Here is a 21,024-nt window from a genome sequence, read left to right on the forward strand (position 1 = left end):
CTTACATCACTAATTCTGTTTGCAAAATAGACGCTGTTGCTTTCCTTAAAAAGGTTGGAAGGATAATTGATTCCGTTAAAATAATTTTATCTGAGTCATCAAGTTTATCAATCATATCATTGTACTTTTCTAAGCCGTGCGTTTTAATGACGGCTTTCTTTTTATCCTCTCTTATGAGTAATTTCAACATTCCAACGGCATCCGCTTCTGGATGAAATTGTGTCCCAAATACTTCTTTTGAAAACCGAATTGCCATAATTGCTCGTTCTAAATTTACGTGCGGTCGCTCTTTTTCCATTCTCAGAATCGTAACGCCTAACGCTTTAATTTTCTTTTTATTCGGGTTAACTAACTGATAATCACGAGAATCTACCACAAAAAATGGATCCGATAATCCTTCAAATAGTTCTTCGTGAATGGTTTTGTCAATCTGGTTTACAGGAAAAACACCGAAGGCAGTACTTCTTCTTTTTGTGATATTACCAATACCTAAATGTCGAGCTACTAATTGAAAAGAATGACAAATCAAAAACATAAACTTTTTTGGACTTTCCCCAGATTGCACCAATTCAGTTTGATTATAATTAAAAACAGAATCAATGAATTCGAAATAAGGTTTTTCCCAAGATTCTCTTAATTCCAATGGACTTCCTGGACCGCCAGTTGAAAAATAAATATCGTAATTCAAATCGGGAATTTCATTACTTGCACGAACATTAAAGATATCTGTTTGGATAATTAACCCTTCTTTTTCTTGAAATTCATTAATTTGTTTAATAATACACCGCATTCCTTCACCAGGAAAGTTATCGTACATATCTAAAATCGCAATCTTTAGCGGTTGTTGCATAATATTTCTAAAATTTATTGATGAAATAACATTCAAATAATAAACGCAAAATTAGTAAAAATTGTCACCAGATAGAAACTTTACCTCGTTTGAAAGAAATAGCAGGAATTTTATCAGTAAATTCCTGCTTTGGTTTCTTCCACAATATAATCAACAACCGCCTTTAAATCGCCACCAGTTTGCTCAAAAACGGCTAATTGACGATCAGCTCCTGTGCCATGGTCGAGAATTTGTTTAATATATTCAACTTCGTGGCGACTTCCTAAGTCATCTAACACATCGTCCACAAAATCTAATAATTCTCCACATAAATCACGGTAAGGTACTTCTTCTTGTTTCCCAAAATCAATTAATTTTCCTTGAATCCCATAACGAGCAGCTCTCCATTTATTTTCATTAATTAATACTTTTCGGTATGGTCTGAAACTTAAATTTTGTTTCATCAATTTATGCATTTTAGCAACCAAGGCTTGAATTAATGCTGCAATACAAATCGTTTCATCAATGCGCATGGGTATATCGCAAATTCTAAATTCAATGGTATCAAAGTATGGATGTAAACGAATATCCCACCAAATTTTCTTACCGTTGTCGATACAATTGGTTTTGACTAATAATTTTATGTATTCATCGTATTCGTTGGCTGAGGCAAAAAAGTCAGGAATTCCTGTGCGTGGGAATTTGTCAAAAACCTTAGAACGGTAGGATTTAAAGCCGGTATTTCGCCCACACCAAAAAGGCGAATTGGTAGAAAGTGCATAAATATGAGGCAAAAAATACCTAACCGAATTTAAAATTTGAATTCCTTCTTCTCTACTATCAATCCCCACGTGTACATGGAGTCCGAAGATTAAATTTCCCCTTGCCACATCACGCATTTCATCAATTAAAGCATCATAGCGTTCGTTTGGGGTAATTAATTGGTCTTGCCAATCCGAGAAAGGGTGCGTTCCAGCAGCAGCAACTTTCAGGTTTTGCTGGTCGGCCAATTCAATAATATGTTTTCTAAGTTCAGTAACTTCTGCCCTTGCTTCTTGAATATTATGACAAATATTGGTTCCAACTTCAACGACTGCTTGGTGCATTTCAGCCTTTACCCGTTCTTGAAGCGTGATTTGCCCGCCTTCAACAATTTTACTCATGTGCGAGCGTAATTCACGAGTTACTGGATCAATCGTCTGAAATTCTTCTTCTATTCCGAGTGTGAATAATGGCATTTGATTATGGTTTAAAGTTGTTTCTTAGGTATTTACCGAAAGGTTTCATCTTTCAGGAAGTTGAGAATATTTGAAAATAAATTACTATTTCAAACTTACCAATTCACTTAGCGGCAATCCATTAACAGCATTTGACATAAAAGTCCCCCACGTTAAATTATCCTTGCCTTCTTTATGTTTTTTTGCACGATCAATCGCCACTTTTGCCATGGTATCCACCACCCAATCAAAATTTTCTTGACCCACCGAATTTACATCCGCATCAGGAGCTGGATTACAAAAATCAATCGCATAAGGAATTCCGTCTTTAACCGCAAATTCTACCGTATTGAAATCGTATCCCAATGCTTTATTTAATTTCAATACATAATCCTTGACCGTTGTCATTAATTTCTTGGCGTGTGGCCCCGTCGGTAATTGTGCACCGTAACGTAAATGAGGTTGATTTCGAGGTTCGTAAGGCATGATTTTAACCTCTTTTCCACCCAAACAATAACATCTAAAATAATCAGTAAAAACAATTTCTTCTTGCAAAAGCATTACCAATTGGTCGGTTTCATCGTAAGCGTTGAAAAGTTCGTCAGGATTTCTCACTTTATAAACACTCTTCCAACCACCGCCTGAATGAGGTTTCATATAGGCAGGAAAGCCAATATGGTCAAAAATATCGCCCCAAGGTAGCGGGAATTTAAGGTTTCTGAAAGATGATTCTGCCGTGTCCGAGGGGCGCTCTTTTGAAGGTAATAAAACCGTTTTGGGAACGGGGACGCCCAAATGAACCGCCAATGCATTATTGAAAAACTTCTCATCAGCCGACCACCAAAAAGGATTATTGATAACGGCAGTTCCCGTTAATGCAGTATTTTTTAACATGGCTCGATAAAACGGAACATCTTGAGAAATACGATCAATGATGACATCATAACCCGATGAAACTCCTTGCAAAACTTTATCCACGACCATTCGTTCAGCCATAATTCCTGTAGGAGCAATCTGATTAACTCTTTCTACAAATGCCTCTGGAAAAGAAGACTCCATTCCATGAAGAATACCTATTTTTTTCATAATTTTTGCAACCTCATAGAAATCATGTAAAACTTAAGGCATCATGCCTTCAAGCTGATTTATGGGTTAAATTTAGTTTATTTATTAAATTTTTTATTAGAAGTAAGACGGCATTTTTGAAATTCTATCATCTGACCTATATTTTTCTATATTCGATTCAAATATTCTGGGAACATTTCTCGCCAAATATCCCAATCATGTGTGCCATGCCAACGAATATCTAACCAATGATTGATGTTTTTATGGGCTAATATTTTGGAGAGTTTTTCATTGTCTGGTTTACAGAAATCATCGTTGCAAGTTCCTAAAACGATGTCCATATTCCAAAGATTTAAATCATTAGAATTGGGTAAATAATCGGGAGGATTGTTAAAAAATACGTTTTCGTCGTAATAATCACCTAAAAATGAGCGAATATCAAAAGCAGCACCCATTGTGAATAAATGTGACACTTTATCGGGATGCCTAAAAGCAAAATTTGCGGCATGAAATCCACCGAAACTACAACCTGCCACCGCAACTTTCGAGACATTACATTCGCTCATAATGGCGGGAATTAATTCTTCATTTAGATACTGGTCATAATAAATATGATGTTGAACTCGCTGGCCAGGATGAAGATGTTTTCCGTACCAAGAGTGCTTATCAATGCTATCAGGACAATAAATTTTAACTTTACCTGATTCAATTTGTCCACGAGCGGATTCGATTAATTTAAAATCCTTTGCTTCATGATATCGCCCCATGGTGGTGGGAAAAACGATGACTGGATATCCCCAATTACCAAAAATTAACATTTCATTATCCGCCCCAAGATGGTGAGAATAGTATTTCAGATATCGTTCTTGCATAATATCAAAGGTTAGTTTTAGTTTTTATTGTTAATTTTATCCTAAAATAGAGATTGTTTTTTAGTTTCAAAAGATTTTTTATGATATTTTTCTCAAAGAAATATTTATTATTTTTCGTATTTTATGGAATAATCCTAAAAATATCAGCCCAACAAATCCCTAATAAATTGTCCGAAAATAACGCTTCATTAACTCAAATAGAGGAAAATATTACGTCAACTCACTTAAACCGTGAGGTACATATTACTTTGATATATCCTAAAAATATTTCTGATAAATCGAATGTTTTAATTTTTAATGACGGACAAGATTTTAATGAATTAGAAATAAAATCAAGCATTTCTGACCTAATAAATCAAAATAAAATTTCAGCTTTTTTATGCGTTGGAATCCACGCAAATCATGACCGATTGTACGAATATGGAACTGCCACACAAGCGGATTATAAAGCCCGTGGCTCGAAAGCAAAACAACACAATGATTTTATTATTCATGAATTATTGCCATTTTTAAAGCAAAAATATTTCATCAAAATGAAAGGGAATGTCATTGCTGGATTGTCATTAGGGGGTCTGTCTGCCATGGATATTGGCTGGAATAATCCCAAAGAGTTTTCAAAAATCGGTGTTTTTTCTGGTTCTTTTTGGTGGAGACAAAAATCAGAAGAAGATGGATATACTGACCAATATAATAGAATTATGCACAATATTGTGCGAGCTGGAACGTATAAAAAAGGAATGAAATTTTGGTTTGAAGCGGGAACAAACGATGAAAAATCAGACCGAAATAACAATGGAATTATTGATGCCATTGATGACACCTTGGATTTAATGACGGAACTCGAACAGAAAGGTTATAATAAAAATGAGGACATCGTATATAGAGAAGTGGAAAATGGAGAACACAATCAAAATACTTGGAAAAAGGTATTACCTGAGTTTTTGGTGTGGGCTTTTGGCAAATAATAATAGTTGAAAACATTTTAGATGATTATTTTCTTCAGACTTGAATTTCTCATTTTTTTTATCCATTTTAATACCTTTTAACACTTAATTTTTTATAAAACAACCTTTTCAACTGTCATTGCATCTACTTTAAACATAAATTTCATACGAATAACCTTTCGACTCATGCTAAACAAAGCTCACATCTTATCAATCTTCATATTGCTACTTATTCCTTTTTCTATTTTTGCGGGTGGCGTTAAAGGTACCATTAAAAATACTAAAGGAGAAAGGCTTTCTTTTGCTTCTATAATTATCAAAGGGTCCTCAAGGGGAACCATGGCAAACGACGATGGAGCTTATGAATTATCCTTAGAAAAAGGTTCGTATACGCTAATTTTCCAATATTTAAGTCACAAAACGTTAGAAAAAACCGTCGAAATTGGTAGCGATTATCTCGTTTTTGATGCCATTTTGGAAGAACAATCGGTTGCTTTAAATGAAGTTCGATTCTCCGCAAAAGCCGAAGACCCTGCTTATACGATTATGCGAAAAGCAATTTCGATGGCACGTTTCAAAATTTTAGAATTAGATGCTTACACCGCCCGAACCTATGTGAAAGGAACGGCAAAAGTGAACGAAGTTTCAGGATTGATGAAAATGTTGGCGGGTAAAAAAATCGAAAAAGAGACAGGATTAAAAATTGGACAAACGTATGTAATTGAATCTATCAACGATATAAATTTTAAACAACCTTCCAATGTAAAGGAAAAAGTAGTTTCTGCCAGAAATAATTTACCAAAAAAATTACAAGATCAAGGTGCCAATTTTATAACCGTTGCCCGAACGAGTTTTTATAGTCCAAAATCATTTGGAGACATGATTTCACCGCTATCTCCTTCAGCATTAGCCTATTATAAATTCAAATACGAAGGAGATTTTAATGAGAATGGACAAACGGTAAACAAAATACGAGTAATTCCAAAAGCTGAGGGCGAAAACGTTTTTAATGGCGTAATTAATATCATTGAAGATTCTTGGTACATCCACAGTTTAGATTTGAAATTTAAAGACGACAATACAGCCAACTCCATAAAAATTATTTATTCCCCTTTCAAAGAAGTTTGGCTTCCAGTGAGTTATTCCTTCCGGTCGGATTTTGATGCTTTTGGGTTCAATGGTTTCTTTAATTACGTAACCAATGTTCGAAATTATGCCGTTTCTATCAATGAAAAATACCACCAAAAACCCGTTGTCATTGATGAAAAAATTGACAAGGCGCAGGCAATTGCGTTAAAAAGTGAGAAAGTGAATGCAAAAACGTCCCTCAAACAGAAGGAAATTACTCGAAAACAATTAGAGAAGTTTTTGAAATCAGCGGAAAAAGAAGATAAAAAAGAAAGAAAATCAAAGGGTGAAGATGTGGCTTTGGTGCGTTCTTACAGCATTGAAGTCGATACATTATTCAAAAAAAGAACCCCCGATTTTTGGAATGAAGAACGCCAAGTGCCTTTAACAGAATACGAAATTAAAGGCTACGCACAGGCTGACAGCATCACGAAGGCAAATGAAGGGCAATACAAAAAGGATTCCATCAAGAATTTACCTGTCTTCAAAATTGGCCATTTAATTTCTGGAAAAACGTATAATTATGGCAAAAGAGATGATTTATACAGTTTTTATCCACGTTCGTTGACGTATACTTCGCCACTCGCTCAAATTCCATTTATGGATTTTGTAAACACAGTGGATGGCTATTATTTACAAGGAAGCATAAAATATGATACTCGTAATAAATTAATAAATAGAACTTCTCTTTTTGGCGATTTAAAATATGCAATCGGTAGAAAAGCCCTAAACTTTGATGTCGGATATTTTGATTTTCAAATAAAAAAGAATCGTTCAATTGAGTTAAAAGCGGGTAGAAATATTCAGCAATTTAATCCCAATAATCCTATTTCGACTTTCACAAATACCGTCTATACGATGCTTGGGGAGGAAAATTACTTGAAAATCTATCAAAAAGATTTTATTTCAATGGATTATCGGAAAAGATTTTCGCCTTTATTTGTTGGGATTTTGGGACTTGAATATGCTCAGAAAAAAGAACTTCAAAATCTGAGCAATTTTAAACCTTGGATTAATACAAAAGACAAAGATTTTTCTTCCAATCAACCCAATGTTATTGAATTGAACGATAAAAGATTTGTAAATCCTGAGGTTTTAACCGTTGATTTTGAGTTAACTTTTCGGCCATTTGCCAAAAAAGGTGAATTTAATGGACGTGAATATGCTATCAATAAAGGCAATCCAAATTTCAGAATTAAAAGCACCAACGGATTGCTTTCTGACGGTAATTATTCAAGATTACAAGCCAGTTATGAGCAAATTTTTGAGTTAGAAAAAATTGGTGATTTACACATTTTAGCCAATTATGGCGGCTACTTAAAAGATCCAATCTATTTCTCTGATTTTCGCCATTTCAACGGAAATCTGACGATTATCAGATCTTTTAGTTTCAATGCTTTCAGAAATTTGGACTATTATGCGCACAGTACCAAAGGAAATTATTTAGAAGTTTTCGCTGCCAACGATTTTCAGAAATTTCTGATTACTCAAATAACCCCATTGAGAATTTACGGTCTAAAAGAATCAATATTTGCTAACTATTTAAACGTCCCCAATCAAAATTTCAATTATTTAGAAGTTGGATACGGTATTTCTGGCATCGGAAAATTATTGGGATTAGAAGTTGTTGGCAATTTTGTGAATGGACAACATGGTTCGACGGTTTTGAGGGTGAAATTGAATCGGTAATTTTTATGGCACACGGATTAAACGGATTATTAGACACGGATAAAAAATTAAAAATACGTTTCTAATCCGTTTAATCCGTGTGCCAAAGTTTTTTTCTTATCAACTTTACCCGTAGGAGTTTCAACGAAATATTTTACAAAATAAATTTCTTTCGGAACCTCATATTTTGATAAAATAGCTTGAATATTTTTTAGAAATGTTTCTTTTATCTCATTTGGCACTTCCTCACCTTCAATAAATAATATCAATTTTTGTCCTAATTTATCATCGGGGATTCCAAACGTAAAAAAGCGTTTTGGGCTCATTATTTTTACTTCATTTTCAATTATTTTTTCTACTTTTTCTAACTGAATTTTAACTCCTCCGCTATTAATAATATTATCAAATCGCCCAATTAATTTAAACTCATTTTCATTCAAAATCTCAACAATATCATTGGTTTGAATCAGTTCGTTATTACTTGCTTCGGCAATAATATTTAAACAATTTCTGTCATCAATTCCTATTTTTACGCCCGTTAACACTTGAAAATTCTCACTTTTATTTATTCCGTTTAATCTTTTCACGGCAATGTGCGAAACGGTTTCTGTCATGCCGTAGGTACTATAAACTGGCGCTTTTATTTTTTGCAATTGATTTTCTAAAACCTCATTTACTGCTGCCCCGCCAACAATTATTGCTTTTGCTGAATTTAGAATTTCATGATTTTTTTCATTTTCTACCAAATTTTGTAACTGCAAAGGCACAAACGCCAGAAAGTCAAAATATTGATTTTTTATATTTGCAAAAGGATTTCCAAGGGGTTCAATGATGGTAAGTTTCAAATCCAATTCCATGCCCCGAACCAGCATCATCATCCCTGCGATGTAATCGACATTTAGGCAAACTAAGGCTCTATCTCCAGTTGTAAGCCCAAAAGTTTTACCTGTAAATTTAGCACTTGCCACGATCTGAGTTCGGGTCAAAATAATGGGTTTGGGTTCACCCGTTGAGCCTGAAGTTTTTATCGTAAATTCGGCTTGTCCAGCGAGCCATTTTTGACAGAAATCACTCACTTTTTGTTCATATTCTGAAGTTGGAAGTGGTAAATTTTGGAAGTTTTCTATTTGCATCATAAATATTTCAGATTCAATCATCTAATTTTTTGTGATTTTCAAAGTCACAAAAAAACACCCAAAGAAAACACCTTTATTCGGCATTTTCAATGGATGTTCATTTTTGATGAAATGTATTTATGAAACCTTTAAGATATTATTGGTAGCATCAAAAGTTGTGTTATATTTTTTCAAGGCTTTGGCGGCAGGCCCAACGGATACACTACCACTTGCATCGAAAACGGAACCATGATTAGGACATTTGAACGTGGTGGTATCAGAGACAAAGTCAATGGTTGTGCCCTCATGGGTGCAGGCTTTTTCAACCACGATAAAATCACCAGTTTTAGTTCTTGCGATGATAACATCGCCCGAAACAAGCGCTTTACCATTTGTTTTCAAGGTTTCAAAATCGCTTTTCGTCAAATCGGCAGAAAAGTCAATTTTACCTTTTGCCAATGAATTATTTCCGGTCAATCCAGAGACAGCAGGAGTCCCCGTGCCAGTGGTTGGCGGTGTCACAGGGGGAGTCACTGCTGGGGCTGGATCAGCAGTTTTTGAACAGCCTGACATACAGTTTTGAAGGATAATTGCTCCTACACTTATTCCAACAAGATTTAGAAATTCTTTACGTTCCATAATTAAAAGAGTTTATTTGCTGTTAAGGATTCTGATTTTACATTCAATACTAATTATTTGATTGGAAGGTTGCGTCAGTTATTTGTATTTTTGCATTTTCTATTGAACAAAGATTCTCTTGCATTGTTTATGTGGGAAGAGTTTCAAATTAATTTTCGGTTTTAAATAAAAATATTGTTTCAAAAAGATATACTTTCTAAATATATTCTGAAAAAATAACTCAAATATCTATTTTTCATTTATTCACTAATTAAAATATCTATATAAATTACTTTTGTAAGATAATTTATTTTTTTTATTTATTAAAAACATGGCAGAAGAAGCATTTTTAAATCCAATTAATAAAGATAAAGTAGCAGAAAATCCTGGTTTACTTCCTTATGCACACACAGCGGGAGGTGCCGTCATCCGTCCAGAAGATATGGGCAAGACCAAGGGGCGCTCTATCACGGCGATGCGTCAACAAACCGACCGCCAAATGAACCAGTTGTATGAACAAATGGAAGTTTTGGCTCGTCAAGCGAAATTATTGGCTCAACGGAAAGAAATTTCGGAAAGAATTTATGATGCAGCCATGGGTTTTGAACCAATCATAAACGAAACCTATTATATGTATGAGCGTGATACTGGTGAAGATTTGCTTTCGTTAGTAGCTCCAAACGAGTGGGGGCGCTCTTTTAAATACAGCCGTTTTTTAGCGAAATGTCTGCTTTTGGCAGACCACACTTGGGATGTTGAATACAATGAGGAGGCTTATAAAAGTGATGCTGCTCCTGAGAAAGATTGATTTTGAGAGAATCAAAAGTAAAAATTAACCAAATAATAGTCATTGCTTTAAGCTAATTGCACACGCTTTAGAGCGCAAAACTCAACAAATTATGTGGGAAACCATTAAAGAGTACAAAGAAATTTTATTTACGTTTCACGAAGGAATCGCCAAAATATCAATCAATCGTCCGCAGGTGCATAATGCTTTTACGCCATTGACGGTAAAAGAAATGATTGATGCCATGAATATTTGTCGTGATACTGAAAACATTGGTGTAATCGTATTGACTGGCGAAGGTGGTAAAGCCTTTTGTTCGGGGGGTGATCAATCAGTTCGAGGACACGGTGGATACGTGGGTGAGGATACAGTTCCGAGATTAAATGTGTTGGATTTACAAAAACAAATTCGTTCAATTCCAAAACCTGTAATTGCTATGGTAGCAGGTTGGGCAATCGGTGGAGGACACGTGCTGCACGTTGTTTGCGACCTTTCAATTGCGGCTGACAATGCCCGTTTTGGACAAACAGGACCAAATGTTGGTTCGTTTGATGGTGGTTTTGGTGCGTCTTATTTGGCTCGTGTAGTTGGACAGAAAAAAGCCCGTGAAATCTGGTTTTTGTGTGACCAATATGATGCACAAGAAGCTTTAGATATGGGTTTAGTCAATAAAGTTGTGCCTTTAGATAAATTGGAAGAAACAACAATTGAATGGTGTAAAAAGATATTACAGAAAAGTCCATTAGCACTTCGTTTGTTAAAATCTTCGTTTAATGCTGAATTAGACGGACAAGCAGGAATTCAAGAATTGGCTGGCAATGCAACATTACTTTATTATTTATCGGAAGAAGCTAAAGAAGGTAGAAATGCTTTTATCGAAAAACGCAAACCTGATTTTAGCAAATTTCCGAAGTTCCCTTGATGGCCAATTATAGTACTATTTGTCAAAACTAAAAAATAACCGCTGACAGGGCAAAAAGCCACTGTCAGTGGTTGTACGATGAATAATTACGTGAATAAATTACAGTCCCGTAGATTTCTCCATTGCCTCAGTATAACGATTACCCACAATTTCAATTTGTGCAGAAGCCATTTCAATTTCTTGCAATTCCTGTGCAGTAAATTCGATTAATACAGCTTCGTTATTTTCCGTCAGACGGTGTAATTTCGTAGTGCCAGGAATTGGTACAATCCATGGTTTTTGAGCCAATACCCACGCCAAAGCAATTTGCGCATTCGTGGCATTTTTTTGTTGAGCAAAACGTTCAAGAATATCTAATAATGCTTTATTGGCATTTCGTGCATCCTCCGTGTATCTTGGTAAAGTATTACGAATATCTCCTTCGACAAAGGTTGTATTTGCATCAATTTTACCAGTCAAAAAACCTTTACCGAGTGGACTATACGCTACCAAACCGATGCCTAATTCTTCAATGGTTGGGATAATTTCTTTCTCGTGTTGACGAGTCCAAAGAGAATATTCACTTTGCAAGGCAGTTACTGGTTGAACCGCATGAGCTTTACGAATGGTACTCGCTCCAGCTTCCGAAAGTCCAAAATGTTTAACTTTTCCTTCTTGCATCAAGTCTTTCACCGTTCCTGCCACTTCTTCAATTGGAACATTTGGATCAACACGATGTTGATAGAAAATGTCAATCACGTCAATTTTGAGTCTTTTCAAAGATTCCTCCGCTACTTTTCTGATATTTTCAGGACGACTATTTAAGCCTGCCATTTTTCCATCTACGAAATTGAAGCCAAATTTGGTAGCAATTATTGTTTCATTCTTAAAAGGTTCAAGGGCTTCTCCCAACAACAACTCGTTGGTATAAGGCCCATAAACTTCGGCCGTATCAAAAAAAGTAATTCCTTGTTCAACTGCAGCACGAATCACTTTAATCATTTCACTTTTTTCACCCGCTGGTCCATAGCCAAAACTCATCCCCATGCAACCAAGTCCCAGTGCAGAGACTTCCAATCCACGACTTCCTAACGTTCTTTTTTTCATATTTTTGAAGTTTTAAATCTTAATACAAAATTACTTAAAGGTTCAATTTTCAACTAACGAAAAGCAAACAAATACTTACGAATTTCAAATATTTCTAAATTTAGAAGGACTCATTTCGAGGTGTTTTTTGAAGAAATTATTAAAATGAGTTACCTCCGTAAAACCCAAAGCAAAGGCAATTTCCGAAACATTCCATTGACTATGTTTAAGCATTATTTTAGCTTCTTGAAGGATACGGTCAGCGATAAGTTGGGTAGAAGTTTTGAGCGTAGTTTCTTTCGCTGCACGATTCAAATGGTTTACGTGAACATTTAACTGATTCGCAAAATCGGAAGCGGAACGAAGTGTTATGCTTAGGTGATTTTCATCAATCGGAAATTGACGTTCTAAAAGCTCTAAAAATAAGGCAGAAATTCGCTGAGAAGCATTTAGCACCGCCTTTCCATGCGCAGAAGCAGGTTGCATTTTCATCGCAAAATGAAGCAATTCAAAGACCAAGTTCCGCAAAACATCATATTTATGAATGTAATCAGACTTAATTTCAGCGTTCATTTTTTGATAAATAACGCTCACTTGTTCAGCTTGTTCATCGGTCAATTCAAAAACGTGATTGCCAGTAGGTTGAAATACTGAGTATTGACTTAAATCTCCGAATTTGCGAAAAAAATCACTGTTAAAAATACAATAAACACCTTCTTTGATTCTCTCTAAATGTTCGCAATTGTAGGGAATTTGAGGATTTGAGAAAAAAAGTGCTTGTTTTTTTACGGCAATAACTTTATCAGCATAATTCATTTCAATTTCCCCAACCACGAACATTATTTTATAGAAATCACGCCTTTTATAGGGTAGCGGTTTCGCCTTGCCTACTTCCGTGTGTTCATGGGCAAATACATTGAAATGCCCAATATCGTTACGAATATTTTCGGGCATCCAATCAAACTTTCTTTTATAAAATTCCTCTAAAGTCTCCGATTTTTCCATAGCAATTATAAATTACGAAATTCAAATAATTAAATTTTACTAATACGAATATACCAAACTTACATTCCACACAAAATCCTCACTCACGATGGTAGATTGCATTTTTTTATTCAGAATAGAAGAAATCGACAAAGGAAAATTTCTTTTCGTGAACGAGAAAGTAGAGGTCGCATAAAATCCATCATTTTCGTCCAATTGCAAATAATATAATTGAGGAGAGGCTTTAAAATAATAATCTTTACCCAGTTTAATATTTGAAAAATTACCAATCAACCCCACATAATTTGTATTTTTCGTAGCATCTGCCAGTCCACGAGCATACAAATAATACACGCCAATACTTACATTTTTAGACAAAATCATCGTTGGGGTCAACTCGCCTGCAAAAAAACGCCTAACCGTAATAAGGTCTTTTGAAGCACCATTAACAATTGCGGTCGTATTCGAAAAAGCGGCGGCAGGATGTGCGCCAATGCTCATTTTGAATTTCTTAGTTTGAATCAATTTATATCTCAACCAAAATACGAAAGACCACGGTTTAACATCTTCAATGGCAAAACGTAATTGTGGCTCAAAACTAAAGTTTTTCTGACGAATTACGATATCAAAAATTGAGGCGGGTTTACCCAACATAAAAGTAGGAATGATAGAAATACCATTATTTGTAACCGAAATAGCACCAGATACCTGAACCTTAGTTTTAAGGCTATCAGCTTGCTGGGCAAATAAAAAGCAGTTTAAATGTATCAAAATTAATAAAAGGAGAATAACTTTTGATTTTATTAAGTAAATTATTGAATTCATAAATGTGGTTTTAATATTGTATTAAGCTACAAAATTATTCGATTATTCGATAAAAATTTAACAAATTTCAAACGAATACTTACGAAATTCAAATAGTATGTTTACGGACATATTTACAAAAATATTTCAACAATTTCCTCATAACATAAACCCTAATCCCTAATTTTACATGAAAAATACCAAAATAAGCAACCATGCAAATCATAGACGGGAAGGCAACTGCCGACGAAATAAAAAAAGAAATAGCCCTTGAATTAGCTGAAATAAAAGCATCTGGTGGAAAAACTCCCCACCTTGTTGCAATTTTAGTTGGTAATAATGGTGCTTCAGAAACATACGTTGCCAATAAGGTAAAATCCTGCGAAGAATTAGGTTTTACATCCACTCTCCTCAGATTTGAACCAACCATTACCGAATCTGAACTTTTGGAGGAAGTAAAAAAAGTCAATCAAAATGATGATATGGATGGTTTAATTGTTCAGTTGCCTCTCCCTGATCACATTAATCCCGATAAAGTAATGGAAACAATAGACCATCGAAAAGATGTTGACGGTTTTCATCCAATCAATATTGGCAGAATGGCCAAAGGACTTCCTGCCTTTATTTCTGCTACGCCTCAGGGAGTTTTGGATTTGTTGGAAAGATATAATATTGAAACTTCTGGTAAACATTGTGTGGTTGTGGGTAGAAGTCAAATTGTGGGACTTCCCATGTCAATTTTGATGCAAAGAAATACAAAAATCGGTAATTGCACGGTAACCTTAACCCATTCAAAAACGAAAGATTTAGCGGCTGTTTGTTCAACTGCAGATATTTTAATTACGGCTTTGGGACGGGCAGAATTTATCACTGCCGAATACGTAAAAGAGGGCGCAGTCGTTATAGATGTGGGTTTAACAAGAGTAGAAGATGCTTCTAAAAAATCAGGTTTCGCCTTAAAAGGTGACGTAAAATTTGATGAAGTTTCGCTAAAATGCTCATTCATAACCCCAGTTCCAAAGGGTGTAGGTCCAATGACAATTGTTTCTTTGATGAAAAACACCTTGCTTTCTTCAAAAGGAATAATTTACGCAAAATAGCAATTTTCTAAGTTGAGGTTTTGAGGGAATCTGCTTAATTTGAGAAAAAACAAAGATTTAATGCTTATTTTACGGAAGCATTTTTGTACTTTTGCAGAAAATTTACCGAAACGAACATTTGAAATCCGAGAGAAAACGCATCTCTCTTAAATTATGGCTTCTATCAATCAAGTAAAGATTTTCTCCGGGTCCTCTTCCAAATATTTAGCCAGCGAAATAGCTCGATATTTTGGTAAAGATTTAGGCCAGAGTTCAGTCCAACGGTTTTCAGACGGTGAAATGTCACCAAGTTTCAATGAATCAGTACGTGGATGTGATGTGTTTTTGATTCAATCAACCTTCCCTCCCGCTGATAACATGATGGAATTGTTGCTAATGATTGATGCTGCCAGACGTGCATCTGCCCATTATGTGACCGTTGTCATTCCTTATTTTGGTTATTCAAGACAGGATAGAAAGGATAAACCAAGAGTTGGAATTGGGGCAAAATTGATGGCAAATTTATTAACTGCCGCTGGTGCTGACCGATTAATGACCATTGATTTACACGCTGGACAGATTCAAGGATTTTTTGATTTTCCAGTAGATCACTTAGAAGGAACGGCCATTTTTGTTCCTTATTTAAAATCATTAGGATTGGATAAAATTCTTTTTGCATCTCCTGATGTAGGGGGTGTAGTAAGAACCAGAAATATTGCCAAGTTTTTTAATGCTGAAATGGTTATTTGTGATAAGCAACGTAAGCGTGCCAACGAAATAGCTACCATGCAGTTGATTGGAAATGTGGAAGGTGCTGACGTAGTGTTGGTGGATGATATGATTGATACGGGTGGAACCATGTGCAAAGCCGCTCAATTAATCATGGATAACGGTGCAAAATCAGTACGTGCTATCGTAACGCACGGTGTGTTATCTGGAAATGCTTACGACAATATTAATAATTCTATTTTGACGGAATTGGTGGTGACCGATACAATTCCTCAAAAACAAGAATCCGGTAAAATTAAAGTATTATCTGTGGCAGAATTATTTGCCAAAGCCATCGGAAGAATACGTGACCATGAATCTATCAGTTCATTATTTATAAAATATTAATTTTTTTAACGGTCAGTAGAAGATAGGTTTTAATTAACAATTTTAAAAACAGCTAAGTTGAATTTTAATAATTGTTCATTACCAATTAAAGTCGACAGGCTATTGACACAAATCACTCAAAAATGAGAAAGATTGAAATAGTAGGGTACAACAGAGAGACCCTTGGCACAAAGTCTGCCAAAGATTTACGTAATGAAGCACTTGTTCCATGTGTGTTATACGGTGGTGAAAAACAAATCCATTTCGCAGTTCCAATGATTCTTTTCCGTGAGTTAATTTATACTCCAGAAGTTTCAGAGGTTATTTTAAATATTGAAGGTGAGATTCACTATGCAATCGTTCAAGACTCACAGTTCCACCCAGTTTCAGAGATGATTCTTCACGTGGATTTCTTGGAAATCGTTGCAGGAAAAGAGATAAAAATTGACGTTCCAGTGAAGGTTGTGGGAGATTCTCCAGGCGTTCGTAAGGGAGGTAAAATGGTTCAAAAATTGCGTAAAGTAACCTTGAAAGGAATGGCTGATAAAATCCCAGATTTTGTTAATGCTGATATTACAGGTTTAGATTTAGGTCAAACTTTGAAAGTTTCAAGATTAGTTGTTACGGACGTAGTTATTCTAAATAGTATGTCTTCTCCAGTCGCAAGTATTGAAATTCCTCGTGCATTAAGAGGTAAAATTGTTGCCTAATTTTGTGCAGAAAAATTGATAGATTAAAATCCTTGAACAATACTGTTTGAGGATTTTTTTGTATTAAAAAGTCGATATTCAAAGTCATTTGAATAAATACTATCGAATTATCCGAGAACACCATACAGCATAGAATGCCGAATTAGTAATTTTAGATAATACACACTCAAGTGGTGAAATTTATTATGAAATCGTATCTTTGTAGAAATTCCAAAACTCCCTTCCCCAGCTTTACTAATATAAAACAGTTTCTTATCTCTTTTCATAAGTATTGGTAAGACTTTTCAGTATTCTCTTTTTCTATTTTTCACTTTAAATTATTATGAAATTAATTTTATCTCTAACCATCCTAATTTTATGCTTTCCTACTACTTTTATTTACGCCCAAATCAGCATTTCTTATCCCACAAATAGAGCAGTTTTTCAAAGAGATAATAGTAATCAGTCCCCTATTTATATCGCCGGTAATTATACAACCTTTGCTGATAAAATTGAAGCAAGAGCCGTTGCACGCCCTATGACACCCACGCAAGGCGTCTCGACTGATTGGAAGACTATTCAAAATAATCCATCTAACGGATATTATTACGGTACTTTAGAGGTGTCGGGAGGTTGGTATGATTTGGAAGTAAGACATTGGTTCGGTACAACTTTATTGGGGACTTCATCCGTTCAAAGAATTGGCGTTGGTGAGGTATTTTTGATTGCTGGACAATCAAACGCCACGGGTGATGGCGACTTGAGAAACCAAGGAAATTATGGGCCTATGGCAAATGATGATCGAGTAAATATTGTGAATTATACCGTAAATTATCCCACAAATTATGGCGCAATTGTATTACCAAGGGCTGAATTTTCTCATTTAGACTCAACATTCAATATTTCACCATTTGGCGTAAGTGCATGGTGTTGGGGAGCTTTGGGTGATACTTTAACAAAAAGATTGAATGTGCCAATCGCTTTTTTTAATGGAGGCTGGTCGGGAACGGGTTCTCAAGCTTGGAAAGAATCAGCGAATGATTCGACGGCAACACCTTTTAATTTTTTTACTTTCCCCAGAGGAATGCCTTATGGTAATTTAAGGATTGCAATGAATTTCTATGCCGCTCAATTTGGCGTACGAGCCGTTTTGTGGCATCAAGGAGAAACAGATAATCTACAAACGATTGATAGAGATACCTACGGAATTAATTTAAAAACAGTGATAACCAAAAGTCGAGAACATTCTGGAAAACCGAATTTAGCTTGGGTGGTTTCAAAAGCAAGTAGATTTAAGGGCTTGGGAATCACGAATTCTCGCACTTGGCAACCCGTTATTGATGCTCAAAACGATGTGATTGGTTTGAATGGAAATGAGCAAGCTAATTATACGACGCAAGTCTTTGAAGGCCCTACTACGGATAATCTGGTTGGTCCAAATGTAAGAACTACCGATTCCATTCATTTTGTGGGTAATGGGCATCGAATTTTAGCGAGTGTCTGGAACCAAAAGCTAAATGCAACATTTTTTGCAAATTCGACGCCATACTTGCCCATTCCACCGCCTAATTTATCAAGTGATTGTAATGGTTCATCGAGTCTTTTAGTGTCTGTGTCAAACTCGTATTCGCAACCGCAATGGAGCAATGATTTTACGGCAACTAATAATCTTTCAAATGCTAACAATTATTCCGCCTCTTCGGGTTTGTATCGGGTAAAAGTGAAAGATTCTAATAACAATATTTTAATTTCTCCACAAATTTCAATACCAAGTAATTTTTCGGGCTTAATCCCAATTGTTAGTGTTGCCTCTGGAACATGGCATGAACAATCGACTTGGAGATGTAACAGAATTCCAACTTTTTTAGACATCGTGACGATTTCTCCTGGCCATGAAGTAATTGTTAGTTCAGGATTAACGGGACGATTTAAAAAGATAGAATTAAAAGGAAATATAAGGTTATTTAATACGTCTAAACTTCAAAATTAAATAGGATTAATAATTGTAATTGAAGCGACCACCAGCTTTACATTTTCCGATACCATGTTTAATGGCATTTTCAACTAATAATTGCAATGACATCGGTGGAATTTTTATGGATAATGAATTCTTATCAATTTTAAAAATATAGTTTAATCTCGTTTCGTATCTAATTTTTTCCAGAAATAAATAATCTTTCACAAAGCTAATTTCTGTTTCAAGACTGACTAATTGTTCATCTCCCATCGTTAGGGAGGTTCTTAATAATTGCGATAATTCTGTGAGCGCATGACGAGCAAGATGCGGATCTGAGAGCGTAAGTGCCTTTATGCTATTGATTGCGTTGAAAAGAAAATGAGGATTTAACTGATTTTTAAGATTTGCCAACTCTGCCGTCTTAAGAGCAGTTTCGGATTTTGATAAAGCCAGTGCCTTATGCTGGGCTTCGTAATTACTAACTAAAAGATGGTATATCAAAAACCACAATCCTACGTACCTAATCGACTCAATTAGAAATTGAATATAATCATAATTAGCTAATGAGATTCCTTCACTTGGTTTTCGATATCGCTGAAATCCAAAATAATAATCCACCCAAAAAATAGCGCTCCCTGTTAGTATTATTCCAAAAAAAGCGAATAAAGCCGTTTGTTTCCTGGTTCTTATTTTTACAACAAATAATCTTGCATAAATATGAGTAGCAATAACACAAATTAAGAAACTAAGTGCCAGATAACTATACAAAATTTTTGGGTCATTAAAATATTTCGTGGTGGGTAGTCGTAGAAAAAAGGTAGCAAAAAACCACCAAGTTAATTGAATTACCCAGTAGATTTTTTTGGAAATATAGCGCATAGTGGATAATTGAAGGAACAAACAATAATTTCGGCAAACTTAGCAATAATTCCTCAAAAGCCAATATCTAAGATTAAAGGTTGTATAAGAAATTGACCTTTATCCGTTAAATAAATCGCTCGAACTCCTGCTTCGAATTGTTGAGAGAAGCGTAAAAAGTGAAATTGAGCCGTTAAATCAACGCCAAAAGAGGTGTAGTTTTTAGTATCAGAGCCTCTATAATTCAATAACTTTCCATCTTTTATTTCCGTCCAATTATAATTGGTAAATCCATTCCCATTATCCGTAAAAAGATTCGCTTTTATCCTTTTGATGTACAACAATCTTCCAATTGCCCAGTCAGGATCAATTAACGGTAAGCGATATTCTACGGAAAGCGTCGTCAAATTTTCAAAGCCTCGATAGGTGTATCCTCTCGGGAAAAAAGTGGGGCTTCCGAATAGATATAAATTGTTATTAGGCGCTCCAATCGTATTTTTAAAACCTTCTTGGTTTTGATACGCCCACCGAAGTCGCAAACTATGGTGCTTCAAAATGCCAGGAAGGTACGCTGCTGCTTGATAAGAAGTAAGACCACCATCAAGACCGCTGCCTGAAAATAATGTACGCTTATAGTAATTGGCCGTCAATCCCCATTTTGGTGCAATATCACGGATAGCACGTTTCAATAAGGCCGAATAAGCAAAGGTGTAAATCATGGAATTGAAATTACCATTACCAGTCAAAGAAGTAGTTCTATCTTTCAAATCATACCCCGAAATTTGCGTGAAAGCCGTATTTACGCCCAAATTCATATTTTGAATGTATTTGGACTTAGTAAAATTTAACGGTAATCCAACACCAACTACAATTTGCTGTTGATTCCATTTATCACTCACCAAACTATCCAAAGGATTTGCTTTATCTACATAAAATTCAGCTTGACGACCGCCATTTGTATAATTAAAATTTAACGTAGGATACCACCCTTGATAAGTCAAATTTGTATAAAATTGTCCTTGATTTTCGTTGGCATTGTAGTTATAACCTGCCGAAATTGTTGTAGTACTTAATAAATCCTTTGAAGCAAGCCCCAAATTCAAGTTATTGGCATCCGAAGAATTCAGCACCAATCCCCATGTATAAAGATTGAAAATATTGGCTTTGCTGTATTTCTTAACTTCAAATTGTGTATTTGGAACATTTTTCAACAAATTCTCGCCCGATTCTTGCAAAACCATTTGTCCAAAATATTTTACAGGTTTTGTTAAATTTTCATCATAATTTAAGAATTTTTCTGGCTCGAAAGGCATCGAAACAATTTGGTT

General features: G+C 35.2%; 19 protein-coding genes. 8 read left to right on the forward strand and 11 right to left on the reverse strand.

Going from position 1 to position 21,024, the window contains the following annotated elements:
* Position 1: 1 nt before the first annotated feature.
* The 4 genes from AC1W31_RS13365 to AC1W31_RS13380 all read right to left on the reverse strand — a co-directional run bounded on the left by AC1W31_RS13365 (position 2) and on the right by AC1W31_RS13380 (position 3,983).
* Positions 2 to 850, reverse strand: coding sequence for a type 1 glutamine amidotransferase (locus AC1W31_RS13365; RefSeq protein WP_481734959.1), 849 nt, complete (start codon positions 848 to 850; stop codon positions 2 to 4).
* A 113-nt stretch (positions 851 to 963) separates the two neighbouring features.
* Entirely contained in the window at positions 964 to 2,067 is a 1,104-nt protein-coding gene (locus tag AC1W31_RS13370) for a carboxylate-amine ligase (protein WP_481734960.1), read from the reverse strand.
* Between the two features lie 84 nt (positions 2,068 to 2,151).
* Entirely contained in the window at positions 2,152 to 3,132 is a 981-nt protein-coding gene (locus AC1W31_RS13375; RefSeq protein WP_481734961.1) for an ATP-grasp domain-containing protein, read from the reverse strand.
* A gap of 146 nt (positions 3,133 to 3,278) precedes the next feature.
* Positions 3,279 to 3,983 (reverse strand): esterase family protein, encoded by a 705-nt coding sequence (locus tag AC1W31_RS13380; protein ID WP_481734962.1) that lies wholly within the window; start codon positions 3,981 to 3,983, stop codon positions 3,279 to 3,281.
* An 80-nt stretch (positions 3,984 to 4,063) separates the two neighbouring features.
* Between AC1W31_RS13380 and AC1W31_RS13385 the strand changes: the two genes are divergently transcribed.
* The gene (locus AC1W31_RS13385; protein WP_481734963.1) at positions 4,064 to 4,948 is read left to right on the forward strand and encodes an alpha/beta hydrolase; all 885 of its coding nucleotides are present in this window, start codon (positions 4,064 to 4,066) and stop codon (positions 4,946 to 4,948) included.
* 165 nt (positions 4,949 to 5,113) lie between these two features.
* The gene (locus AC1W31_RS13390) at positions 5,114 to 7,744 is read left to right on the forward strand and encodes a DUF5686 and carboxypeptidase regulatory-like domain-containing protein (protein WP_481734964.1); all 2,631 of its coding nucleotides are present in this window, start codon (positions 5,114 to 5,116) and stop codon (positions 7,742 to 7,744) included.
* Positions 7,745 to 7,791: 47 nt separating this feature from the next.
* Here AC1W31_RS13390 and AC1W31_RS13395 read toward each other — a convergent pair whose 3' ends face one another.
* A complete protein-coding gene (locus AC1W31_RS13395) occupies positions 7,792 to 8,859 on the reverse strand; it encodes an AMP-binding protein (RefSeq protein WP_481734965.1) in 1,068 nt (355 codons plus the stop codon).
* Positions 8,860 to 8,976: 117 nt separating this feature from the next.
* Positions 8,977 to 9,477: a QcrA and Rieske domain-containing protein gene (locus AC1W31_RS13400; protein WP_481734966.1), complete on the reverse strand. Its 501-nt coding sequence runs from the start codon at positions 9,475 to 9,477 to the stop codon at positions 8,977 to 8,979.
* A 310-nt stretch (positions 9,478 to 9,787) separates the two neighbouring features.
* On the opposite strand from AC1W31_RS13400, the gene AC1W31_RS13405 reads away from it, so the two are divergent.
* The gene (locus AC1W31_RS13405; protein WP_481734967.1) at positions 9,788 to 10,264 is read left to right on the forward strand and encodes a DUF2452 domain-containing protein; all 477 of its coding nucleotides are present in this window, start codon (positions 9,788 to 9,790) and stop codon (positions 10,262 to 10,264) included.
* A gap of 91 nt (positions 10,265 to 10,355) precedes the next feature.
* Positions 10,356 to 11,165 carry a 1,4-dihydroxy-2-naphthoyl-CoA synthase gene (gene menB, locus AC1W31_RS13410; protein WP_481734968.1) on the forward strand — a complete coding sequence of 270 codons (810 nt, stop codon included), beginning with the start codon at positions 10,356 to 10,358 and terminating at the stop codon, positions 11,163 to 11,165.
* Between the two features lie 99 nt (positions 11,166 to 11,264).
* On the opposite strand, the gene AC1W31_RS13415 is transcribed toward menB, so the two are convergent.
* The 3 genes from AC1W31_RS13415 to AC1W31_RS13425 all read right to left on the reverse strand — a co-directional run bounded on the left by AC1W31_RS13415 (position 11,265) and on the right by AC1W31_RS13425 (position 14,039).
* Positions 11,265 to 12,251, reverse strand: a complete 987-nt coding sequence (locus AC1W31_RS13415) for an aldo/keto reductase (RefSeq protein WP_481734969.1) — start codon at positions 12,249 to 12,251, stop codon at positions 11,265 to 11,267.
* An 84-nt stretch (positions 12,252 to 12,335) separates the two neighbouring features.
* Positions 12,336 to 13,235, reverse strand: a complete 900-nt coding sequence (locus AC1W31_RS13420; protein ID WP_481734970.1) for a helix-turn-helix domain-containing protein — start codon at positions 13,233 to 13,235, stop codon at positions 12,336 to 12,338.
* Between the two features lie 39 nt (positions 13,236 to 13,274).
* On the reverse strand, positions 13,275 to 14,039 hold the full coding sequence (locus AC1W31_RS13425; RefSeq protein ID WP_481734971.1) for a hypothetical protein: 765 nt from the start codon (positions 14,037 to 14,039) through the stop codon (positions 13,275 to 13,277).
* 194 nt (positions 14,040 to 14,233) lie between these two features.
* Between AC1W31_RS13425 and AC1W31_RS13430 the strand changes: the two genes are divergently transcribed.
* The 4 genes from AC1W31_RS13430 to AC1W31_RS13445 all read left to right on the forward strand — a co-directional run bounded on the left by AC1W31_RS13430 (position 14,234) and on the right by AC1W31_RS13445 (position 18,871).
* The gene (locus AC1W31_RS13430) at positions 14,234 to 15,118 is read left to right on the forward strand and encodes a bifunctional 5,10-methylenetetrahydrofolate dehydrogenase/5,10-methenyltetrahydrofolate cyclohydrolase (protein WP_481734972.1); all 885 of its coding nucleotides are present in this window, start codon (positions 14,234 to 14,236) and stop codon (positions 15,116 to 15,118) included.
* 153 nt (positions 15,119 to 15,271) lie between these two features.
* The gene (locus tag AC1W31_RS13435) at positions 15,272 to 16,213 is read left to right on the forward strand and encodes a ribose-phosphate pyrophosphokinase (RefSeq protein ID WP_481734973.1); all 942 of its coding nucleotides are present in this window, start codon (positions 15,272 to 15,274) and stop codon (positions 16,211 to 16,213) included.
* A 122-nt stretch (positions 16,214 to 16,335) separates the two neighbouring features.
* Entirely contained in the window at positions 16,336 to 16,902 is a 567-nt protein-coding gene (locus AC1W31_RS13440; RefSeq protein ID WP_481734974.1) for a 50S ribosomal protein L25/general stress protein Ctc, read from the forward strand.
* Positions 16,903 to 17,224: 322 nt separating this feature from the next.
* Positions 17,225 to 18,871 carry a sialate O-acetylesterase gene (locus AC1W31_RS13445; RefSeq protein WP_481734975.1) on the forward strand — a complete coding sequence of 549 codons (1,647 nt, stop codon included), beginning with the start codon at positions 17,225 to 17,227 and terminating at the stop codon, positions 18,869 to 18,871.
* A gap of 6 nt (positions 18,872 to 18,877) precedes the next feature.
* On the opposite strand, the gene AC1W31_RS13450 is transcribed toward AC1W31_RS13445, so the two are convergent.
* Positions 18,878 to 19,717: a sensor histidine kinase gene (locus AC1W31_RS13450; RefSeq protein WP_481734976.1), complete on the reverse strand. Its 840-nt coding sequence runs from the start codon at positions 19,715 to 19,717 to the stop codon at positions 18,878 to 18,880.
* 53 nt (positions 19,718 to 19,770) lie between these two features.
* Positions 19,771 to 21,024, reverse strand: a 1,254-nt coding sequence (locus AC1W31_RS13455) for a BamA/TamA family outer membrane protein (RefSeq protein ID WP_481734977.1), incomplete at its 5' end; no start/stop codon positions are given.

It is taken from the genome of Arcicella sp., from assembly GCF_964672035.1.

Excerpts from the sequence above, each read along its gene's own strand:
- AC1W31_RS13365 (WP_481734959.1), bottom strand. The coding sequence starts at position 850 with ATGCAACAACCGCTAAAGATTGCGATTTTAGATATGTACGATAACTTT.
- AC1W31_RS13370 (WP_481734960.1), bottom strand. The coding sequence starts at position 2,067 with ATGCCATTATTCACACTCGGAATAGAAGAAGAATTTCAGACGATTGAT.
- AC1W31_RS13375 (WP_481734961.1), bottom strand. The coding sequence starts at position 3,132 with ATGAAAAAAATAGGTATTCTTCATGGAATGGAGTCTTCTTTTCCAGAG.
- AC1W31_RS13380 (WP_481734962.1), bottom strand. The coding sequence starts at position 3,983 with ATGCAAGAACGATATCTGAAATACTATTCTCACCATCTTGGGGCGGAT.
- AC1W31_RS13385 (WP_481734963.1), top strand. The coding sequence starts at position 4,064 with ATGATATTTTTCTCAAAGAAATATTTATTATTTTTCGTATTTTATGGA.
- AC1W31_RS13390 (WP_481734964.1), top strand. The coding sequence starts at position 5,114 with ATGCTAAACAAAGCTCACATCTTATCAATCTTCATATTGCTACTTATT.
- AC1W31_RS13395 (WP_481734965.1), bottom strand. The coding sequence starts at position 8,859 with ATGATGCAAATAGAAAACTTCCAAAATTTACCACTTCCAACTTCAGAA.
- AC1W31_RS13400 (WP_481734966.1), bottom strand. The coding sequence starts at position 9,477 with ATGGAACGTAAAGAATTTCTAAATCTTGTTGGAATAAGTGTAGGAGCA.
- AC1W31_RS13405 (WP_481734967.1), top strand. The coding sequence starts at position 9,788 with ATGGCAGAAGAAGCATTTTTAAATCCAATTAATAAAGATAAAGTAGCA.
- menB (WP_481734968.1), top strand. The coding sequence starts at position 10,356 with ATGTGGGAAACCATTAAAGAGTACAAAGAAATTTTATTTACGTTTCAC.
- AC1W31_RS13415 (WP_481734969.1), bottom strand. The coding sequence starts at position 12,251 with ATGAAAAAAAGAACGTTAGGAAGTCGTGGATTGGAAGTCTCTGCACTG.
- AC1W31_RS13420 (WP_481734970.1), bottom strand. The coding sequence starts at position 13,235 with ATGGAAAAATCGGAGACTTTAGAGGAATTTTATAAAAGAAAGTTTGAT.
- AC1W31_RS13425 (WP_481734971.1), bottom strand. The coding sequence starts at position 14,039 with ATGAATTCAATAATTTACTTAATAAAATCAAAAGTTATTCTCCTTTTA.
- AC1W31_RS13430 (WP_481734972.1), top strand. The coding sequence starts at position 14,234 with ATGCAAATCATAGACGGGAAGGCAACTGCCGACGAAATAAAAAAAGAA.
- AC1W31_RS13435 (WP_481734973.1), top strand. The coding sequence starts at position 15,272 with ATGGCTTCTATCAATCAAGTAAAGATTTTCTCCGGGTCCTCTTCCAAA.
- AC1W31_RS13440 (WP_481734974.1), top strand. The coding sequence starts at position 16,336 with ATGAGAAAGATTGAAATAGTAGGGTACAACAGAGAGACCCTTGGCACA.
- AC1W31_RS13445 (WP_481734975.1), top strand. The coding sequence starts at position 17,225 with ATGAAATTAATTTTATCTCTAACCATCCTAATTTTATGCTTTCCTACT.
- AC1W31_RS13450 (WP_481734976.1), bottom strand. The coding sequence starts at position 19,717 with ATGCGCTATATTTCCAAAAAAATCTACTGGGTAATTCAATTAACTTGG.